At 54.7% G+C, this 20179-nt stretch carries 13 protein-coding genes and 2 tRNA genes; 12 read left to right on the top strand and 3 right to left on the bottom strand.

Features of this window, described 5'->3' with window-relative positions:
- The first annotated feature begins 56 nt into the window (after positions 1 to 56).
- The 4 genes from E6C60_RS15770 to E6C60_RS15755 all read left to right on the top strand — a co-directional run bounded on the left by E6C60_RS15770 (position 57) and on the right by E6C60_RS15755 (position 2997).
- Positions 57 to 1583, top strand: coding sequence for a leucyl aminopeptidase (locus E6C60_RS15770; protein WP_138226716.1), 1527 nt, complete (start codon positions 57 to 59; stop codon positions 1581 to 1583).
- Positions 1584 to 1709: 126 nt separating this feature from the next.
- Positions 1710 to 2666: an aldolase catalytic domain-containing protein gene (locus E6C60_RS15765; protein ID WP_138226715.1), complete on the top strand. Its 957-nt coding sequence runs from the start codon at positions 1710 to 1712 to the stop codon at positions 2664 to 2666.
- A 173-nt stretch (positions 2667 to 2839) separates the two neighbouring features.
- Positions 2840 to 2913 (top strand) — tRNA-Pro (locus E6C60_RS15760).
- A 13-nt stretch (positions 2914 to 2926) separates the two neighbouring features.
- Positions 2927 to 2997: transfer RNA gene (locus E6C60_RS15755), tRNA-Gly, on the top strand.
- Between the two features lie 185 nt (positions 2998 to 3182).
- On the opposite strand, the gene E6C60_RS15750 is transcribed toward E6C60_RS15755, so the two are convergent.
- A complete protein-coding gene (locus tag E6C60_RS15750) occupies positions 3183 to 3962 on the bottom strand; it encodes a YheC/YheD family protein (RefSeq protein ID WP_233281035.1) in 780 nt (259 codons plus the stop codon).
- Between the two features lie 219 nt (positions 3963 to 4181).
- Here E6C60_RS15750 and E6C60_RS15745 point away from each other — a divergent pair, with 219 nt between their 5' ends.
- The 3 genes from E6C60_RS15745 to E6C60_RS15735 are packed head-to-tail and all read left to right on the top strand — an operon-like array spanning position 4182 to position 7389.
- Positions 4182 to 5444 (top strand): phenylacetate--CoA ligase family protein, encoded by a 1263-nt coding sequence (locus E6C60_RS15745; RefSeq protein ID WP_138226714.1) that lies wholly within the window; start codon positions 4182 to 4184, stop codon positions 5442 to 5444.
- Positions 5441 to 6421 (top strand): 2,3-diaminopropionate biosynthesis protein SbnA, encoded by a 981-nt coding sequence (sbnA, locus tag E6C60_RS15740; protein WP_138226713.1) that lies wholly within the window; start codon positions 5441 to 5443, stop codon positions 6419 to 6421. The genes E6C60_RS15745 and sbnA overlap by 4 nt, the downstream gene beginning before the upstream one ends.
- Positions 6418 to 7389, top strand: a complete 972-nt coding sequence (locus E6C60_RS15735) for a 2,3-diaminopropionate biosynthesis protein SbnB (protein ID WP_233281034.1) — start codon at positions 6418 to 6420, stop codon at positions 7387 to 7389. Before sbnA ends, E6C60_RS15735 begins: the two co-directional genes overlap by 4 nt.
- A 27-nt stretch (positions 7390 to 7416) precedes the next feature.
- Here the strand turns inward: E6C60_RS15735 and E6C60_RS15730 are convergent, their stop codons facing one another.
- Complete coding sequence (locus tag E6C60_RS15730; RefSeq protein WP_175415333.1) at positions 7417 to 8283, bottom strand: AraC family transcriptional regulator; 867 nt, start codon at positions 8281 to 8283, stop codon at positions 7417 to 7419.
- A 163-nt stretch (positions 8284 to 8446) separates the two neighbouring features.
- Here E6C60_RS15730 and E6C60_RS15725 point away from each other — a divergent pair, with 163 nt between their 5' ends.
- From E6C60_RS15725 to zapA, 4 genes are all read left to right on the top strand, one after another.
- Positions 8447 to 10591: a glycoside hydrolase family 52 protein gene (locus E6C60_RS15725; protein WP_138226711.1), complete on the top strand. Its 2145-nt coding sequence runs from the start codon at positions 8447 to 8449 to the stop codon at positions 10589 to 10591.
- A gap of 371 nt (positions 10592 to 10962) precedes the next feature.
- Positions 10963 to 11997: a phenylalanine--tRNA ligase subunit alpha gene (pheS, locus tag E6C60_RS15720; RefSeq protein ID WP_138226710.1), complete on the top strand. Its 1035-nt coding sequence runs from the start codon at positions 10963 to 10965 to the stop codon at positions 11995 to 11997.
- 28 nt (positions 11998 to 12025) lie between these two features.
- Entirely contained in the window at positions 12026 to 14476 is a 2451-nt protein-coding gene (gene pheT / locus E6C60_RS15715) for a phenylalanine--tRNA ligase subunit beta (RefSeq protein WP_138226709.1), read from the top strand.
- Between the two features lie 247 nt (positions 14477 to 14723).
- Positions 14724 to 17138 (top strand): cell division protein ZapA, encoded by a 2415-nt coding sequence (gene zapA, locus E6C60_RS15710; RefSeq protein ID WP_175415332.1) that lies wholly within the window; start codon positions 14724 to 14726, stop codon positions 17136 to 17138.
- Positions 17139 to 17200: 62 nt separating this feature from the next.
- On the opposite strand, the gene E6C60_RS15705 is transcribed toward zapA, so the two are convergent.
- A complete protein-coding gene (locus tag E6C60_RS15705; RefSeq protein WP_138226707.1) occupies positions 17201 to 17584 on the bottom strand; it encodes a cupredoxin domain-containing protein in 384 nt (127 codons plus the stop codon).
- Between the two features lie 183 nt (positions 17585 to 17767).
- On the opposite strand from E6C60_RS15705, the gene E6C60_RS15700 reads away from it, so the two are divergent.
- Positions 17768 to 20137 (top strand): endonuclease MutS2, encoded by a 2370-nt coding sequence (locus E6C60_RS15700; protein ID WP_138226706.1) that lies wholly within the window; start codon positions 17768 to 17770, stop codon positions 20135 to 20137.
- Positions 20138 to 20179: the final 42 nt, after the last annotated feature.

The raw sequence follows: 20179 nt of genomic DNA, 5'->3' as shown, positions 1-20179 counted from the left end.
AAAAGGGTAAAGGGATGGTGAAATCCGGAGCAGATACAAAACAGGGAGGGACAGCGATGAAATGGAAGCTGCGAAGTATTCACGACCCTTTAGAAAGCGCGGGGCCCGATGCACGAGTGCTGCTGATCAGCAGACATCAGATATTCCATGCCAGTTTAGATCGCCAGCTTCAACCGGTACTTCAATCTCTGGTGGAAAAAAGACTCTTTCAGGGCCAGCCGGGGTCTACCTATATCTTGCCAGTCTGGAAAAAGGATCACTTTGAGACCTATATTCTGACAGGCAGAACGGAGGGCCCCTTGACCGCTGGAGAGCTGCGCCAGGCGGCAGCTTATGCCGCAAGAGCCGCCATCAAGCTGGGGGCTAGAAGGCTGGAGATGGACATTCCCTCTACGATGCAGGAATTTATGGTGGAGCAGGATGCGGAGGGATGCGCTCAGGCGCTGTGCGAAGGCTTTATTTTGGGATCGCAACGGGCTAAGCATTATCGGAGAGAGCAGCCGGAGCAGGCTCAGCTTGAGGAGATTACGTTTCAGCTGGATGGACCGGTGGAGCCCGGCTTTCTGGAGGCATGGGAGGAAGGGGTTCGCTGGGGCAGCTCAATCGGCGATGGGGTTGTCCTGGCGCGCCGTCTGACGAACCTGCCAGGCAATCTGCTGGTCCCCTCAGACCTGGCTCAAGCTGCGCTGGAGCTTGCTGAGCGGTATGGTATGGAAGTGGACATTATAAATGAAGAAAGATTGGCGCAGCTAGGCATGGGAGCGCTGCTGGCTGTCGGCAAGGGCAGTGCCCACCCTCCTCAGATGATCGTGATCAAGTATCAGGGGACAGATACGTGGGAGCATGTGACAGGACTTGTCGGCAAGGGGATTACCTTTGATACTGGAGGCATTTCTCTAAAACGCGGCAGCGGTATGGAGGAAATGATCGGTGATATGGGCGGCGCTGCTGCCGTCCTTGGTGTCATGGAGGTGCTGGGACAGCGCCGGCCCAAGGTGAATGTGGTCATGGTGGTGCCAACAGCAGAAAATATGCCAGACGGCAATGCCGTCAAGCCCGGCGATGTGATCACCACGCTGAGCGGCCGGACCGTTGAGGTGCTCAACACCGATGCCGAGGGGAGGATGGTGCTGGCGGACGGGGTAACCTATGCCAAGGCGCTGGGAGCCGAGCGAATTATCGATGTAGCGACATTAACCGGCGCGGTTGAGGTGGCACTGGGACAGGCCGCGACGGGAGCGGTTACCAACGATGATGTGTTTATGCAGGAGCTGATCACCGCTTCCCGGAAAGCGGGAGAGAATGTGTGGCCGCTGCCATCGTATCCGGAATACTGGGATATGCTCAAAAGCGATGTAGCAGATCTCCGCAATTCCACGGGACGTATGGCGGGCGCGATTACAGCGGGATTGTTTGTCGGCACCTTTGCAGACGGACTGCCATGGATTCACCTGGATATCGCTGGCACCTCCTGGAGCCGGAAGGAAAGCGGCCTGGAAGCGAAGGGCGGTACCGGTGTCATGGTGCGGACCCTTACGGAATGGGTACGCTCCCAAGAGGAAATCTTCGATATAAGGCCATAGGCAAGAGGCAAAATCAGGCATTGCCTGCTCTGTGCAGTCCGCGTTCAGCGGACTTTTTGCTTTACTTTTCCACAGCCATTCAAGTATGATGAAGAGAAAAACCGGGGTGAAGGGAGTTTAGCTTGGATGAAAAGTAGTCATACCAAAATCGTAGATTGTACCATCCGTGACGGCGGTTTGGTCAACAATTGGGATTTCAGCGTGGAATTTGTTCAGAATTTATATGCCGGCTTGAATGAGGCAGGCGTAGAATATATGGAAATCGGTTATAAGAATTCACCAAAGCTGCTGAAGGGAGCCGACAAGGCAGGGCCTTGGCGCTTTTTGGACGATGATTTTCTGCGTGAAGTTATTCCGAACAAGGGCACCACGAAGCTGTCCGCGCTGGTCGATATCGGCCGCGTTGAGGTGGACGACATTCTGCCGCGTGAACAAAGCATGCTGGATTTGATCCGTGTAGCCTGCTACATCAAGGATGTGGACAAAGCGCTGGAGCTGGTTCGTGTATTCCATGAACGCGGCTATGAAACCACCATCAACATTATGGCATTGTCCAATGTGATGGAGAACGAGCTGCTGGAAGCTTTTGAGATGATCAAGGACAGCGTGGTGGATTTCGTTTATATCGTGGATTCCTACGGAAGCCTGGATCACAAGGATATTGAATACCTGGTCAACAAGTTCAAGACGCATCTGCCGAACAAGCGCCTGGGTGTGCACACGCATAACAATATGCAGCTGGCCTTCTCCAACACGCTGGTGGCTGCAGAGCATGGTGTAGAGCTGCTGGACGCCTCGGTATATGGCATGGGCCGTGCGGCGGGCAACTGCCCAACCGAGCTGCTGGTTACCCACCTGAAGGGCACTAAATATCAGCTGCGCCCTGTGCTCGATATTATTGAGCGCTTCATGATCCCACTGCGCGAGAAGGAAGAGTGGGGCTACATTATCCCGTACATGATTACAGGTACGCTGGACGAGCATCCAAGATCCGCGATGGCGCTTCGGGCCTCCGAGGACAAAGATAAGGCTGTAGACTTCTATGACAAGCTGACTACCCCTGAAGTGACGTTTGACAAGTAAGTGCACTGACAGTCCCGAGCCTGAAGAGGCTTGGGGCTTTTTTGCTTGCTCAAGAGCAGGTGAACTGCTGGAGTCATTCCGTTGCACTGCGCGCTTCAAGCTTAAAAAAAGAGTTGCAATTTATATTGCTGCGTGATATATTTATTTTTGTCGTTAAGACGGCTTACTGCTAACGGGACGTAGCTCAGCTTGGTAGAGCACCTGGTTTGGGACCAGGGGGTCGCATGTTCAAATCGTGTCGTCCCGATTTTTTAGTTGATGCGGGTGTAGTTCAATGGTAGAACTCCAGCCTTCCAAGCTGGTAGCGTGGGTTCGATTCCCATCACCCGCTTAATCATGAAGAACCCTTGCGCTGCAAGGGTTTTTTGTTTGCGCATTTTATAAGATATCATGTTTGGCTGCTCATCCGGCAGCCAGAAAGGAATAGCGTATCCTAAACCACGACGACTAAAGAGCGCCGGACCCCATTCACAGGATGGGGTCCGGCGCTCTTTGCTGTCCGCAGGGAACAAGCCTTTATCCCCGCTTGGCTTTGGTTACCTTCAGATTGTAGCGTCTGCCATAGGCGCAGCCGTATGCAACGATTCTGCGAATAAACCGCTGGTGATCCGGTAGCAGCATAAATGGCTTGGGGTCCGGGATCGTATTCACTTCCAGAATCCAGGGCCGAAGATTGCGGTCGAGGCATATGTCCAGGCCCAGCTCATTCAGTTCACGATGATGCATTGAGAGTGTGGATGCAGTGACGTGGGCGAGCCGGTTCATGTGCCGCAGCAGCTGCTGCGTCCGGCGCTGGCCGGCGAACCGGCGAAGCAGTACCGATGGCGGATAGATCGAGCCGCCTTGGCTGCCGTTCGTTACCGCTTTGCGAGGATGCGCCAGTCGAGCGAAGGTGCCCGTGCACTCCCACTGCCGCGCAGGATTGCGCTGAATCATAACCCGAAAGTCAAACGGTCTTCCCTGAGAGCGAAGCAAATGTACTCCGCGCTGGACCAGATATTTGCGCTGCTTGAAGTAAGGGCTCAGCGATACATACAAGTCCTGAAACGTCTTGAAGCAGTAAACTTTGGTGCCATATTGATAGCAATAGCTCTTTTTGAGCCGCTCTACACGGATCACGCCGCGGCCCTGGGAGCCGTAGTCGGGCTTCACGTACACCATGCCGTATTGATGAAGCATGTGGAACAAGGCTTGTCGATTCAATCGCTGGGTGTGGGGGATATGTTGAGCCAGCATGCGGCTGGACTGCATCATGGCTGTTCGTTTCAGCTTCCCGCCCAAAAGCTTTTTGGCCACCTTGGTTTCCTTCCTTTCACAGATTCAGGATGTCAATCAGCTCCTTATTATATGGCGCTATAACCGTGTTGGGTATGGTTTACAGCCCAGAGAGGCGGAGGAGGATGATCTCCGAAAGTGTACAGATGCTGTAAGCATAGCCGTCTGTGACGGACCGTGCGGCATGGATTTGCATAAGCTAATTTGAATCGCACATCCATGAAAGGGGAGCTTCTGCCCATGATATCCTCGGAACAATGCCATGAAATGATTGCCCGGGTCAGCGGCTGCTGTCCCTGGTATGTCACCTGGGCCGGACTGGATTTCAAAAATCGGAATCTCCGGCTATCCTCACTTCCGCTGATGACTTCTTCGGTGCTGGAGCAGTATTACTACACGCCGGATTCCGGCCTGTCTGCTCAAAGCGGGATGCTGGAGTACCGCACGTCCGGTACGAGCTCGGGGCGGCGCAAGTCGATTTTTTATACCCCTTCTGATGAACACCATTACGTAAACATCAAGCTGGACGTATACCGTACCATCCTGGGCGCTGACTCCTACCGCTCTGCCTTGGCAGACATGGGTACCGGTCACGCCGAAGCGACAGCGGTGGAGGTATTTCAGCGGCTCGGGATGACGGCGGAGTCCATTTCCTTCAGGCTGCCGATTGAGCAGCATTTGGAGAAGCTTTTGCAGTTTCAGCCAGAGGTGCTGTATACCATGCCTTCCATTTTGGAGCGGATTCTGCTGACCTCTCCCGACCCGGCGGCTTACGGCATTCGGAAAGTGGTTCTCGTCGGTGAAATCGCCCCGAAGGGCTGGATGGCCCGCGCTGCGGAGCAGCTAAACCTGACGCTTGCGGACATGACAGATACGTACGGCTCGATTGAGATCGGAACGATGGCCTATTACTCTCACGAGCACGGACGATACGTGCTGACAGACGGGCTTACAGCCGAAGGCGTGGGGGCTGAGGAGCTTGGAGAGGGGCTGGAGCCGCTGCCGCCCGGAGAGCAGATTCTGGTGCTGACCTCGTCGGTCAGAGAGGCGTTCCCCGCCATCCGATATGTCACCTACGATGTGGTGCGGGACTTGAGGCCGATTGAGGTAAACGGGGTGCAGCGGATGAGCTTTGACAGCATTGTTAAACGGGTAGGGCCAGACCTGAAGCATGGCGAAAAAATCAGCATCTACGATATTGAGGATGTCCTTTACCGTCGTTTGGGAACGGGAAGTGTGCGGGTTCATATGGATCTTCACGGATTGCAGGTGAAAGTCTATTCCCCTGCCCATCCTACTAGCGGCGAGCCTGCATTTACATCGGCTGAGCTGGAAGCGGCAGGAAGAGAGCTGGAGCAGCGGATTCCGGAAATCGCCGCAATGGTTCAGGCTGGAATCATCGGAAGGATTACCGTCACCGAGCAGCGCTTTCAGGACGAGGACCACCGCAGCGCGGTCAAACAGAAAAAAATACATTATAACCATCGTGAGGGATCGGCATGAAGCTGGAGGGAGGCATTGTAGATAGCATCGGGAAGACCCCGCTGGTGCGGCTCTCGTCTCTGTTTGCCCGCGAGCCGTTTGCTGTATACGGGAAGCTCGAGGGCATGAATCCTGGCGGCAGTGCCAAGGACCGCCCGGCGCTCTATTTGCTGAAGGAAGCCATTCGGCGAGGTGATCTTACTGCGGGCAGCGTGGTGATCGAGTCCAGCTCGGGGAATCTCGCGATCAGCCTGGCCCAGCTGTGCTGCTTCCTTGGTCTGCGCTTTATCTGTGTGGTGGACCCGCGCACGACCGAGCAGCATAAGTCAATTATTCGCAGCTTTCAAGGGGAGATTGAGCTGGTGGAGCAGCCGGACCCGGTGACTGGTGAGTATCTGCCTGCACGGATCGCGCGAGTCCAGGAGCTGCTGTCCCAGATTCCACAGGCGTATTGGACCAATCAGTATGGTAATCCAGATAACAGCCGGGCGCATTATGAAACGACCATGACTGAAATTGGAGATGAGCTTGGCGAGGTGGACTACTTGTTCTGCGGTGTCAGCTCCTGCGGGACGATTCGCGGCTGTGCCGATTATATCGCAGCGAAGGGCTGGAGCACGAAGGTGGTCGCGGTGGATGCGCGCGGCAGTGTTATTTTTGGCGGAGAGAAGGGTTCACGTCAATTTCCGGGCCTGGGAGCAGCCATGGTTCCGGGGCAGTTCAGATCCGGGATGACGGATCAGGTCCGGTACGTCACCGACCGGGATTGTGTAGAGGGCTGCCGGCTCCTGGTGGAAAAAGAAGGCATCATGGCCGGCGCCTCCTCCGGCGGCGTCATCGCAGCCTTGCTGGGGATGAAATCATCCATTCCGCGGGATGCTGTTTGCTGCGCCATTTTGCCGGATCGGGGTGAGCGGTATCTGGATACAGTGTACAACGATGACTGGGTGCAGCGGGTGCTTGGCTGGAATCCCCGCGGTAGCAAGGGAGGTCTATGATGCTGTATTTAAATGATAATGATATTGCCGCTATGGGTACAGATTGGCATGCTCTGAGGGATACGGTCCGGCATGCGCTGATGATGGATGCTGCCGGGGACAGTGCTCACCCGATCAAGCCATATTTACGCTTCCAAAATCCACAGAATCGCATCATTGCTATGCCGGCTTACGTCGGGGGCGACATCGGACTATCCGGGATGAAGTGGATTGCAAGCTTTCCGGGTAATGTGGAAAAAGGGCTTCCGCGTGCGCATAACACAGTTATTTTGAACCATATAGATACGGGCGAGCCGTTGGCCTTCTTTCACAGTGCCCGGCTTAGCGGACTGCGGACCGCCGCCGTCAGCAGCCTGATGGTGCAGGCCTATATGGATGCGCGGCAGCCTGTCAGCGTCTGTCTGGGCATTCTCGGCTGGGGACCGATTGGACGTCTTCATCTAGAGATGTGTGCCGCTATGCTGGGTGAGCAGCTGGAGCAGGTGTATATTTATGATCCTCGGGGAATCGATCCCATAACGATTCCTGAGGTCCTGCGCTTTAAGACCGTCATCGCAGGAAATTGGCAAGAGGTATACCGACATGCAGACATCATGGCCACCTGCACGGTAGCCTCCTCCCGCTATATTAATGAAAAGCCGAGAGAGGGTACGCTGCTGCTGGGCGTTTCTCTTCGGGATTATCTTCCGGAAAGCGTCGCCCATTTGAAAGCGATCGTAGTGGACGACTGGGATGAGGTGTGCCGGGAAAATACCGATATTGAACAGCTGCATCAGAAGCATGGCCTGCACAAAGAGGCTGTTCACACGCTTGCAGATGTCGTTTGCGGGCAGCGCTTGCGTTCTGTGGATCGATTGGAGCCGGTCTTTTTTAACCCGATGGGGCTTGCTATCTTCGATATTGCTGCCGCGGGCTATTACTGGCGTAAGGCTATGGAGCATGGTATCGGAGTGAAACTCTCGGTGTAATAGCTAATCGCAGGCGCAAAAGTAACATTACCGGAACATCTGTCGGTATTGCGAGGGGGATATCTGTGTCCAGCGCTTGAACTGTTTGCTGAACTGGGAAGTGTCCTTGTATCCTAACCTCTCTGCGATGGCGTCGATCGTTAGCTCTCCATTCAATAGAAGCAGCCGTGCCTCTCTCAATTTCATCTTAGATAGATATTGTCTCGGAGACATTCCAAACACCTTGCGGAAGATGCGATTGCAGTATGCCGCGCTGTAGCCGAGTTCTTCCGCGATGGCAGATATACGATAATCATCGTCAGCATCTCCATGTCGCTCAGCGAGCAATCCATTGAGCCGCTCTGCAATCCGGTTTGCGAGTCCACCAGACTCCTGCGAGGATCCTAACAATCCTTCCGGTGCATTTGACAAAAGGCGGCTTAAGGCGGTGAGCAGCTGGAAAATAAACGGGAGCGCTTCCCACTTCGTAGGCTTCGCTTCAGCAAGATGGACCAGAATGGGCCGAAGCGCGGCTGCAAGCGGGGACTCCGCCTTATGATATGTATGGTGAATGCTACAGAGAGCCTGGCGCAGCGCTGGCTCGTCGAGATCAAAATGAACGCAGCAATAATGCACCTTCAACAATCCCGTGGCTTCACACTCATGCTTTACCTCCGGCTTTAGCAGCACGATATCGCCTGGCTCCATGACGTACTCCTTGCCATCTGCGCGGCAAAGTTGCTGCCCCGAGAGCACCATATTTAATTCGAACATGGGATGGTTGTGGCTCTGAAACAACCATCCTGGCTCAACGGTCCGGCTATGAGCAGCATATGACCTCACGGCGATGTCCACGTCCGTAAGGAACAATTCCTCGAATCTACTTTCATGTGAATCAGTCTGTTTGTTCGCCATCGATAAACCGCCTTTAGATTTAGAATCCTTCATGCTCTCTATTATAGTCAATTCATTATTAGTCAGGTAAGCTTTGTCCATAAAGTTGCACGGTTTGCCCATCCATTTTTGCTCATTTCCTTCGTATTGTTAGACTATTATGAAGGAAGGGAAGAAAAACTGAATGACAACTCCACAATTTTTCAACGCACATCATTCTCCGATCGGGGCATTCTCGAGCTTTACACTCGGATTTCCAGGGGCAAGCGGAGGTTTTGACTTGGAGAGAGGCCAGCCACCAAAGGAGAACGTATTCTTGCTGCTTGAGGACGCCGCTGGTGCAGTCTACCGTGGGCTTCCTTTTTTTGAGGCGGGTGAAGATGAAAGTAAACGGTACAGCTCAGAGCACTCTCCGGATGAGCCTAAATCACAGAGACTGCTGCAAAGGTACGACCAGGAGGAGATCCAGAGGAGCTTCAGTGTCGGCAGTGACGTATGGCGCGCTGGCGACTTGACCTTCTCGATTTATTCTCAGATGAGTCCTGTTCCCGATCCAGAGAAAGCTGGAGAAGAAGAGCTGCGTATGGTACTTGTTCCGGCCGTGATCGCTGAAGTGACAGTCGACAATACTCAAGGGAAACAACCGTGCAAGGCATGGTTCGGATACCAGGGTGCCGATCCGTACAGCGTAATGAGGAGACTAAAGCCGGAGTTAACCGATGGCATCTGCGGCGTTGGGCAAGGCCGCATGTCCTTGATAGCGACTATGGATGAAGGCGTGACGCCGACACAGCATTTCTCGATGGAGAAGCTGATTACAAATGTGCATGAAGAAAATTATGATTTCGGGCTGGGCGGTGTCGGTGCACTGCTGATGGAAACACCTGCAGGGATGAAACGAACGTACCGATTCGCCCTTTGTTTCTATCGTGGCGGTTATGTGACAACCGATATCGATGCCAGCTACTGGTATACGAATTACTTCGCAAATATTGAAGCAGCAGCCAGGTTTGCTCTGGAGTACTTTGAGGAATTAAAGTCCCGTGCTCTCGAGGCGGATACTTGGTTGGCTGGCACCGGATTGTCCGAGGAGCAGCGCTTCATGCTGGCTCACTCGATCCGAAGCTATTACGGTAGCACTCAACTGCTGGATTGGAACGGCAAGCCGCTCTGGAATGTGAACGAAGGCGAGTATCGGATGATGAATACATTTGATCTGACCGTGGACCAGTTGTTCTATGAAATCCGGATGAATCCGTGGACGGTTCGCTGTGAGCTGGATCTTTATGCAGACCGCTACAGCTATCATGATCAGATCTTGTTCCCCAATGACGATACGCTGTATCCCGGCGGGATCAGCTTCACGCACGACATGGGTGTGGGTAACTCCTTTTCACGTCCCGGCCATTCTGCGTATGAATTGGCGGGGCTGAATGACTGCTTCTCCCAGATGACTCACGAGCAACTGGTTAATTGGCTATTATGCGCTGCGGTATACGTTCATCGTACGAATGACACGCTGTGGCTTGAGAAACGGCTCCCGCTGCTGGAGCAATGTCTGGTCAGTATGCTGAACAGGGATCATCCGGATCCCTCGAAGCGCAATGGCATTATGGGACTGGACAGTTCTCGCTGCAAGGGAGGGGCAGAGATTACGACGTACGACAGTCTGGATCAATCGCTCGGTCAAGCGCGTAACAACATCTACCTGGCCGGTAAATGCTGGGCTGCCTATGTGGCTCTCGAGCAAATCTTTCGCAATGCCGGCAACGACGTCTCCGCAGGCATTGCTGCGGAACAGGCAGATCGCTGTGCCGCATCAATAGTCTCCTTCGCCAAGGAAGACGGCTATATTCCTGCCATCTTGGGAGAAAATAACGATTCTAAGATTATTCCTGCTATTGAAGGACTTGTATTTCCGTACGCGTTCGGCTGTATTGATGCGCTTGACGAGAATGGACGTTTCGCATCCTACATCGCTGCCATGAAGCGCCATCTTGAGCATGTGCTCCGCCCCGGCATCTGTTTGTTTGAGGATGGAGGCTGGAAGCTTTCTTCAACCAGTGATAATTCTTGGCTGAGCAAAATCTACTTGTGTCAATTCGTCGCTACCCGTATCCTGGGAATGCCTTGGGATGAGCAAGGGCGTCGAGCTGACGAAGCTCATGTCGCATGGCTGACAGATCCACGGAATGCGTTCTGGAGCTGGAGTGATCAAATGTTGTCAGGAGTTGCGATTGGCAGTAAATATTATCCGCGGGGTGTGACGTCAATTCTGTGGACAGAGCTCCCGGCAATAAGCTCACCAGCTTGTCATCTGCACCAATAATGCATATAATGATACCAGATCATTTTGTGCATAGTTTCAAATGCTGGGATGGAGAAGAGTAAGCAGTGCTTCTGTACAGGGAGCGGACGCCGTGGATTGAGAGTGTCTGCATAGAATCAGGCTGGTGAAGTTCGCTCCGGAGCAGTTCTTTGAACTCTTGGGTCTATGGACGCGAGACAGTAGGAGATATCGGGCGCCGATCCGTTACGTCGGTTAAAGTGAGCCCCATAGCCATGGCATGTTTCATGGAGAACGGGTTAACAAGGGTGGTACCACGGTCTTTTCGTCCCTTTACGGGAGAGAAGGCCTTTTTTTGCTGGTTCTGTGCACAGCGTGGAAGAGGACAATTATGCAAGGAGGCGTGAAAGACCATGAAAGACAAATTATTGGCATTGAAGGAAGAAGCGCTTGGACAGCTGCAAGGAGTCACGGACCCCGGGACCCTGAATGATCTGCGCGTCAAGTATTTAGGCAAAAAGGGAGCGCTCACGGAAATTTTGAGAGGGATGGGCGCACTTAGCGCCGAAGAGCGTCCGGTCATCGGACAGGTGGGCAACGAGGTTCGCGGTGCGATTGAGGAGCTTATTACCGGGAAGCAGGAGGAGTTTCAGCGCCGGGAGACAGAAGAGCGCCTGCGCGCCGAAAAGGTGGATGTGACGCTGCCGGGCCGCCCGATGACTCAAGGTGCGGTGCATCCGCTTAGCCGCGTAATTCAGGATATTGAGGATATTTTTATCGGCATGGGGTATCAGGTGGCAGAAGGACCTGAGGTGGAGACGGACTACTTCAACTTCGAAGCGCTCAATCTGCCCAAAAACCATCCGGCACGCGACATGCAGGACTCCTTCTACCTGACCGAGGACCTGCTGATGCGCACACAGACGTCCCCGGTTCAGGCCCGGACGATGCTGGCCAAGAAGGGAGAAACACCGGTCAGAATTATTTGCCCGGGACGCGTGTTCCGCCGCGACGACGACGACGCGACGCATTCCTTCCAGTTCCATCAGATTGAGGGGCTTGTGATTGGCGAGGGAATCCGCATGAGTGACCTGAAAGGCACGCTGCTGCAGTTCGTTCAGGAAATGTTCGGCGAGCACACCCAGATACGTCTGCGTCCGAGCTTCTTTCCGTTCACCGAGCCGAGTGCCGAGGTTGATGTATCCTGTGTCAAATGCGGCGGCAGCGGCTGCCGGGTGTGCAAGCACACAGGCTGGCTGGAAATTCTGGGCTGTGGCATGGTCCATCCGAAGGTGCTGGAAATGGGTGGCTATGACTCGCAGACACTCAGCGGCTTCGCCTTCGGTATGGGTGTAGAGCGGATTGCGATGCTGAAATACGGTGTCGATGATATCCGCCATTTCTACAATAACGATCTAACGTTCCTGAAGCAGTTTGCGCGTATTTAATTTTTGGTGAAAAGGAAGTGAGCTTGTCATGAGAGTATCAACCGAATGGTTGTCCCAATATATTTCCCTGAGCGAGGTAACCGCGCCCGAGCTTGCCCGGCGTATTACAGCGGCTGGCATCGAAATTGATGTCATCGAGAACCGGAATCAGGGGATTCACAAGGTCGTTACCGGCTATGTCAAAAGCAAAGAGAAGCACCCGGATGCCGATAAGCTGAACGTATGTATCGTGGATGCCGGACTGGATGAGGATATTCAGATTGTATGCGGTGCGAAAAATGTAGATGCCGGTCAGAAGGTGCCGGTTGCTCTGGTGGGGGCGAAGCTTCCCGGCGGACTGGATATTAAAAAAGCGAAGCTCCGCGGTGTTGTGTCCCAAGGAATGATCTGCTCCGCCAAAGAGCTGGGCATGAACGACAAGCTGCTCCCGAAAGAACTGCAGGAGGGCATTCTGGTGCTGCCGGAGCAGACTGCCATCGGCTTGCCGATTGAAGACGTACTGGGCTTGAATGATCAGGTGCTGGAGCTCGATCTTACGCCCAACCGTTCAGACTGCCTCAGCATGCTCGGCACCGCGTACGAGGTGAGTGCTATTCTGGGCCGCGAGCTGGCGCTGCCTGATCCACAGGAGCAGCTTGTCGAGGTGAGCAGAGCGGCGGCAGAGCATATTTCTGTAGCCATTGAGGCCGAAGAGCAGTGCCCTCATTACAGTGCGCGCTACATTACCGGCGTAACCGTCGGCACATCACCGCTGTGGATGCAGAACCGTCTCATGGCTGCCGGCATCCGCCCTATTAACAACATCGTCGATATTACGAATTATGTCATGCTGGAGTACGGTCAGCCGCTGCACGCGTTTGACGCCGACCGTCTGCCGGGCGGAGGGGTTACGGTGCGCCTGGCCCGTGAAGGCGAGAGCATGGTTACACTGGATGGACAGGAACGCAAGCTGGAGCCTCATATGCTCGTCATTGCGGGTGAGAATGGTCCTGCTGCGCTTGCAGGCGTGATGGGTGGACTTCATTCCGAGGTTACAGATCAGACCGTAAATATTATGCTGGAGTCTGCCCGTTTCGATGGCGGTACAGTGCGCAAGACATCAAGACAGCTGGGGCTACGATCGGAAGCCAGCTCCCGCTTTGAGAAGGAAGTGGATCCGGCTGCCGTGATTCCTGCCTTGAACCGCGCCGCAGCCCTGATGGCGGAGTACGCCGGAGGAGCTGTCCATCAAGGCGTTGTCCAGGCCGGCAGTGATGTGACTGAGAAGACGACGATTACGCTGTCCTTGTCTAAAGTGAACAAGCTCCTTGGTACGGCGCTGTCGCTGCTGGAGGTCAAAACCTTGTTCAGCCGCCTGCACTTTCCATTCGGCGATGCCGGCGAAGATCACATCGAGGTGGAGGTGCCGACCCGCCGCGGAGATATTACGCTGGATGTGGATCTGATCGAAGAAATTGCAAGATTGTACGGGTATGATAACATTCCGACGAGCGCGATTGAGGGCGAGACCACACCGGGCTCCCTGACCAAGCCGCAGATGGTGCGCCGCGCGCTGCGCCGCTTCCTGACGCATGGCGGCTGGCAGGAGGTGCTGGGCTACTCCTTCATCGACCCTCAGCAGGCGAAGACCTTCCACTCGCTGGTTCCCGGCCGCAAAGCGGTTCCGCTGTCCATGCCGATGAGCGAAGACCGCAGCGTACTGCGCACAAGCCTGCTCCCGCAGCTGCTGGATATGGCCGTCTATAATATGAACCGCAAGCAGCCGGACCTGGCGCTGTTTGAGCTGGGCAATCTGTTCCACACCGAAGAGGACCAGCTGACCCGCCAGCCGGAGGAGCAGCCAGCGCTGGCGCTGCTGCTGACAGGACGCCAAGGGATGAAGCAATGGAATGTTCAGCCGCAGCCTGTGGATTTCTTCGATCTCAAGGGAGCGGTAGAGTCTATCCTTCATTATTTGGGAGTGACTGCAGATCAGGTGAAATATAAAGCGGATGAGCCGGCTGATTATCATCCGGGACGTTCAGCTACACTCTATGCGGATACACCGCTGGGAGAGGTCAAGCTGGGCACACTGGGTCAGCTCCATCCTCAGCTGCAGCAGGATAAGGATCTGGAGGACACGTATGTGGCCGAGCTGCTGCTTGCTCCGCTGTATGAGCTTGTCAACAGTACGGTCGTCTATCGTGATTTGCCAAGATATCCGGGAATGGAGCGGGATCTGGCGATTGTGGTGGATGAGCAGGTGGAGGCAGCCGCGCTGATCGAGACGGTGCAGAAGCATGCCGGTGATTTGCTGCAGCGCGTCCGGGTGTTTGACGTGTTTAAGGGCAGCAAGCTTGGCGAAGGCAAGAAAAGCATCGCTATCTCCCTAAGCTTCCGCCATCAGGAGCGTACGCTGACTGATGAAGAGGTTAGCAGCGCTGTCGAGACAGCGGTTGCGGCACTGGAGCAATCTTTTGGAGCGGAATTAAGAAAATAGCAGGAATTCATAGAAGCCGCATCGAATTACACCATTCGATGCGGTTTTTTTGGCATCCTAAGGTTTCCCGTTTGCGTGAATATGAGCATTCACGAACCTATACATGACTGGATAGGCGGCTCTTTTCCGGGCAGGAATTTCTCATGGGCAGGCATCTCCTATATAATCATATATATAGCATAGTGAAGACCCGGCAAGGCCGTGAAGACATCCTAGAATCCACAGACCATACAAGGAGGGCACAACTGTGACTACACCGGACCGTAATCGCGTGACCGTAGAAATCTACGGCACTTCCTATAAGCTTGTCGGCAGCAGCAGTGAATACATGAAGCAGGTTGCCAATTATGTAGATGAGCGTATGCGCTCTATATCCAAGAATCATTCCCGCCTCGACACGCCGCGGATCGCGGTCCTGGCTGCCGTACATATGGCTGAAGAGGCTGTGCAGCTGCAGCAGTTTCAGCAGGAGGTCAAGCTGCTTACGTCTGAGCGCAGCGAGCTCCGTTCCGAGCTCGCCCGGGTGCAGGGCCTGCTCTCTGAGCAGCAGCAGCGATTTGAGCAGATGAAGGGTGGCCTGGAGCAGCAGCTGAAAGAAACGAAGGGCAGCTTAGAGCAGCAGCTGAAGGAGACGAAGAGCAGCCTGGAACAGCAGCTGAAGGAGAAGACGGGGCTCGTAACCGAGCTTCAAGCAGCCAAGGAGAGCCTTACTGCAGATGCCAAGCGCAGCAAGGAGCTGCTGGAGAAGGAGAGCGGGCGTTCTGCCGAGCTTTCCAAGGAGAAGCAGCAGCTGCAGGATCAGCTGAGAAACAAAACCCAGGAGTGGGAGAAGAAATATAAGCAGGCGCAGGAAGAATGGAAGGCCCAGCAGGAAGGACAGCTGCAGGCGCTGCAGAAGAGCCATAAGCAGTCTGCCGAGCAGTCGGAGCAGAGCTACAAGCGCAAGCTGCAGGAGCTGGAGCAGAAGTACAAGGGCGATATGGACAAGCTTACCCAGGATCAGCAGCAGCTCCTGGAGCAGCTGCAGCAGGAGCTTGCTGCGGCGGTGCAGTCCGTGGAGCAGATGAAGCAGAAGCATGCGGAAGAAGTGGAGTCCTTGCAGCGCGAATATCTGGAGCTGGCCGAGCAGCTGGAGACCCAGCAGCAGGAGCTTGTGCAGCAGCTGGAGAGCCGCCATCAGGCAGCCATAGAAGAGCTGAAGCAGCAGCACCAGGCGAAGGTGGAGGCTTTGGAGCAGCAGCATCGGGACGAGGTGGAAGGCTTGCAGCAGGGACATCGAGCCACCGAAGAGGAGCTGAAGCGGGAGCGCCAGGAGGCCCTCGAAGAGCTGGAGCTTCAGCATGCACTGCAGGTGGAGGAGCTGGAGCAAAGCCGGGAGCAGGCAGTGAAGCAGCTGACAGAGCAGCATACCGAGGCTGCAAGCCAGCTGGAATACAGCCATTCCAAGGCGTTAAGAGAGGCCGAAAGCCGCCATACTCAGAGTGTTCGGGAAATGGAAGAGAAGTACAAGCAGTCTTCTTCCCAGCAGGAATCGCGACACCAGTCCGCCGTGAAGGAGCTGGAAACAAGGCTTGCCTCCCAGCAGGAGGCAGCAGCAGCTCTGCATAAGCAGGCTGCCAGCCGGGATCAGGAGCTGGCCGTCTTGAAGCAGCAGGAATCATCGCTGAAGAACCAGCTGGAGCAGGCTCGGAAGAAGCTGGAGACCGTAACCGGGGAGCACCAAGCCTTCAAGCAGCAGCTGGAGACTGCAAAGACCCAGGCCGAGAAGCTGATTCAAGAACGCGATGGCCTGAAGAGCCAGGCTGCTGCTTCGGAAGAGGAGCGGCGGCGGCTGCAGCGCCTGGTGGTCGATGCGAATGAGCATTCCCGCAAGCTGCATGAGGATCTGGAGCAGACTGTGAATGAATGCTCGACCTGGAAGTCCTTGGCGGAAGAGCGTCAGGGCGAGAAGGATCATCTGGAGCTTCAGCTTGTACAGGCACTGGAGGCTGCTGAAGGGCAGGATCGGGAGCTGGCCGTGCTGCGTGAAGAGGCTGAGGGTCTGAAGGAGGAAGCACGTCTTCAGAGCTCCCGCCGCCAGACGGCGGAGCAGGAGCGCAAAGAGCTGCAGCTGCAGCTGGAGAAGGCTGAGCAAGGAAGAGCCGAAGCGTATCGTCAGGAAGAAGAGACCCGCAAGCTGTATGGAATGCTGGAGGAAGAATATCATGAAGCATCCGTGCAGTTGGAGCAGCTGCGCAGACGTTCCGCCGAGCAGGAAGCCAAGGAGAGCAGCCTGACAGACCGCCTGAAGCAGGTGGAGGCGGAGCTAGAGGAATGGCAGTCGGAGGCGGACTCCTTATCACGCTTTAAGGATCAATGGGAGCAGCAGGAAGCCGCATGGAAGGCAGAGCTGAAATCCTGGCAGGAGCAGATTGCAGCGTCCGAGCAGAGCCAGGATCAGCTGCTGCAGGAGAAACAGGATATATCCCGTCAGCTGTCGGAATTAGGGGAACAGTATGAGATTATTTCCCATCAATACCGGCTGCTTCAGACGCAGCAGGAAATGCAGTCCGGACATGCAGCCCAGCTGGAAGAGGAGCATCAGAAGCTTCAGGATGAATATGCTAAGCTGCAGGTAGAATATAATGAGTGGATTGAGCTGATTGAGCAAGATCAGAGCTGACAAACAACAACCTCCGGCTTTCGATGGATCGCCATCGAACATGCCGGAGGTTGTTGTCTTGTTTATTCTTCAATAATAAGCTTGGAGATCATCTGTGAATGTCCTGTTCCGCACATGATCGAGCAGGAAATGTCGAAGGTGCCAGTCTTGTCCGGGGTCACCACGATCGAATCCTTGTTGCGATCCAGCTGCACACCAAGTGCCGGGATCATAATGCCATGATTTCCTTCCTTATTTTCATACTTGATTTCAACCGGAACGCCCTTCTTCAGCGTATACTCCTGCTGATTGAACTCATAGTTTGTTGCCGAGATGACCAGCTCCGCTTCAGGCGCAACTGCGGGATCGGTAACTGCTCCCCCGGAGGACGCGTCATTATTTCCACCGCATGCTGCAAGCACGAACAGAAGCATGAGGGATAACAGAGACATTAAGGCTTTTTTCATGAATAGCTCTCCCCTTACCATAAATAATGTAAAACCGTATCTTTGTTTATGATAACGTAAAATGCGGGACAATGCTTCATGTTCATTATGTAGAATTGGTGAACAAGAGTTTAGAGGTTTAGAAATAGCGAAACACGGAGCACTTCGTTATAATAAGGTCATGCATGAGAGGAGTTGTGCTTCTTGGACGAAAAGATTCTACACACACTTGAATACCGTAAAATTTTAAATACATTGGCAGGATATACCCAGACTACGATGGGCAAGGAGGCCTGTGAGCAGCTGCGGCCCAGTGTGATGCTGGATGACGTGATCCGCCTGCTGTCAATCACCGATGAAGCGTACACGGTGGATCGCTTGAAGGGAACGCCCTCCTTCCGGGGAATTAGTAACATAAACGAGCCTCTCAAACGAGCGGCGATCGGCGGTACGCTCAATGCGCATGAGCTGCTCGCAATAGCCAATACCATTCTTGGCTCCCGGCGGCTGAAGCGTTTGATCGCGCAGATTCATGAGGATGAGAAGATTGAACGGCTGTATCAGCTGAGTGATTTCATTTCGGAGCAGAAGCCGCTTGAGGACAGCATCCGGCTGTGCATTGATGACAGCGCAGAGGTGGTGGATACGGCAAGTGCAGAGCTTGCCAAGATTCGCCGGGAGCTGCGGGGCGGTGAGGCGCGGATTCGGGAGAAGCTCGAAGGCATGATCCGTTCCCAGACCGTCGCCAAAATGCTGCAGGATCAGCTCATCACCATTCGGGGAGACCGGTTCGTCATTCCGGTCAAGGCGGAGTACCGCTCGTATTTCGGCGGGATCGTGCACGATCAGTCAGGCTCGGGAGCGACACTGTTCATTGAGCCGGAGTCCATTGTCATGATGAACAACAAGCTCCGCGAAACGCGAATGAAGGAAGAGCGCGAGATTGAGATCATTCTGCAGAAGCTGACTGCGCTTGTCGGAGAACAGGTCGAGCTGCTTGCTTATGATGTCGATGTATGCGGCCAGCTGGATTTTATTTTTGCTAAAGCGCGCCTGGCTCATGTGAGTAAATCCACCCTGCCCGTGATGAACGACAGAGGATATCTAAAAATTAAAAAGGGTCGCCATCCGCTCATTCCTGCAGAGCAGGTCGTGCCGCTGGAAGCGGAGCTGGGCAATGATTTTACCTCAATTATTGTGACAGGTCCTAATACGGGCGGTAAGACGGTAACGCTCAAAACCGTCGGTCTCCTCAGCCTGATGGCCATGTCCGGGCTGTTCATCCCGGCGCAGGAAGGAAGCAGCATGTGCGTCTTCGATGCCATTTATGCGGATATCGGCGATGAGCAGAGCATTGAGCAGAGCTTGAGTACTTTTTCCAGCCATATGACAAACATTATTTCTATTCTTGGCCGGATGACAGAGAAGAGTCTGGTGCTGCTGGATGAGGTCGGTGCCGGCACGGACCCTGCTGAGGGCTCCGCGCTTGCGATTGCCATTCTGGAGCACATTCATCAAAAGGGCTGCCGCATGATTGCAACAACTCACTATTCCGAGCTAAAGGCTTATGCCTATGAGCGCAAAGGGCTGATCAATGCCAGCATGGAGTTTGATGTTCAGACGCTGAGTCCGACATACCGGCTCCTTGTCGGCGTACCGGGCCGAAGCAACGCGTTTGCGATTGCCGAGCGCCTGGGACTGCCCCTGCACATTCTGGAGTTCGCCCGCGGAGAAGTGAAGGAAGAGGATCAGCGTATCGAGCATATGATTGCATCGCTGGAAGAGAACCGTCACGGAGCCGAGGTAGAGCGGGAGCAGGCTCAGGCGGTGCGTCAAGAGCTGGAGGAGCTTCGGGCGCGGCACAGCCGCGAGCTGGAGAGGCTGGAAGAGCAGCGTGACAAGCTGGTGGACAAGGCGCGGCAGGAAGCCCGCAGCCTGGTGGACAAAGCACGCAGCGAGGCAGAGGAGATTATCGCGGATCTGCGGAAGCTGGCGCAGGAGGAAGGCGCCTCTGTGAAGGAGCATAAGCTGATCGCCGCCCGCAAGAGGCTGGATGAGGCAGAACCGGAGCAGAAGAAGAAATCGGCGGCGAAGCGAAGCGCGAATGAGAAGCGGGCCATCAGCGCCGGGGATGAAGTTATGGTATACAGCCTGAATCAAAAAGGCCATGTTGTGGAAATGGCAGGGAGCAAGGAAGCTCTGGTTCAGCTGGGGATTATGAAGATGAAGGTCGCTTTAAGTGATCTGGAGCTGGTGTCCAGCGGAAACGGCAAAGAGGCCGCCAAGCCGCAAAAAACAGCAACCGTCCTCAAGCGTACCCGGGACGCCAATACCCGAAGTGAGCTGGATTTGCGGGGCGAGAACCTGGAAGAGGCGTTAATCGCCGTAGACCGCTTTATTGACGAGGCGTTTCTTGGCAATCTCGGACAGGTGTACATTATCCACGGCAAAGGGACGGGCATACTGCGCACCGGTATTCAGGAATATTTGCGGAGACACCGTCATGTCAAGAGCTACCGGCTTGGCAATTACGGCGAAGGCGGTACCGGCGTGACGATTGCAGAGCTGAAATAACCGCCAGGTGATGTGGCAACGCAGCGGGGGAGGGAATTTGAG

It is taken from the genome of Paenibacillus algicola (genome assembly GCF_005577435.1).
Classification (GTDB): Bacteria; Bacillota; Bacilli; order Paenibacillales; family Paenibacillaceae; genus Paenibacillus_AQ; species Paenibacillus_AQ algicola.
This window is presented reverse-complemented; position numbering and strand designations above follow the sequence as displayed.

Excerpts from the sequence above, each read along its gene's own strand:
- E6C60_RS15770 (WP_138226716.1), top strand. The coding sequence starts at position 57 with ATGAAATGGAAGCTGCGAAGTATTCACGACCCTTTAGAAAGCGCGGGG.
- E6C60_RS15765 (WP_138226715.1), top strand. The coding sequence starts at position 1,710 with ATGAAAAGTAGTCATACCAAAATCGTAGATTGTACCATCCGTGACGGC.
- E6C60_RS15745 (WP_138226714.1), top strand. The coding sequence starts at position 4,182 with ATGATATCCTCGGAACAATGCCATGAAATGATTGCCCGGGTCAGCGGC.
- sbnA (WP_138226713.1), top strand. The coding sequence starts at position 5,441 with ATGAAGCTGGAGGGAGGCATTGTAGATAGCATCGGGAAGACCCCGCTG.
- E6C60_RS15735 (WP_233281034.1), top strand. The coding sequence starts at position 6,418 with ATGATGCTGTATTTAAATGATAATGATATTGCCGCTATGGGTACAGAT.
- E6C60_RS15730 (WP_175415333.1), bottom strand. The coding sequence starts at position 8,283 with ATGGCGAACAAACAGACTGATTCACATGAAAGTAGATTCGAGGAATTG.
- E6C60_RS15725 (WP_138226711.1), top strand. The coding sequence starts at position 8,447 with ATGACAACTCCACAATTTTTCAACGCACATCATTCTCCGATCGGGGCA.
- pheS (WP_138226710.1), top strand. The coding sequence starts at position 10,963 with ATGAAAGACAAATTATTGGCATTGAAGGAAGAAGCGCTTGGACAGCTG.
- pheT (WP_138226709.1), top strand. The coding sequence starts at position 12,026 with ATGAGAGTATCAACCGAATGGTTGTCCCAATATATTTCCCTGAGCGAG.
- E6C60_RS15705 (WP_138226707.1), bottom strand. The coding sequence starts at position 17,584 with ATGAAAAAAGCCTTAATGTCTCTGTTATCCCTCATGCTTCTGTTCGTG.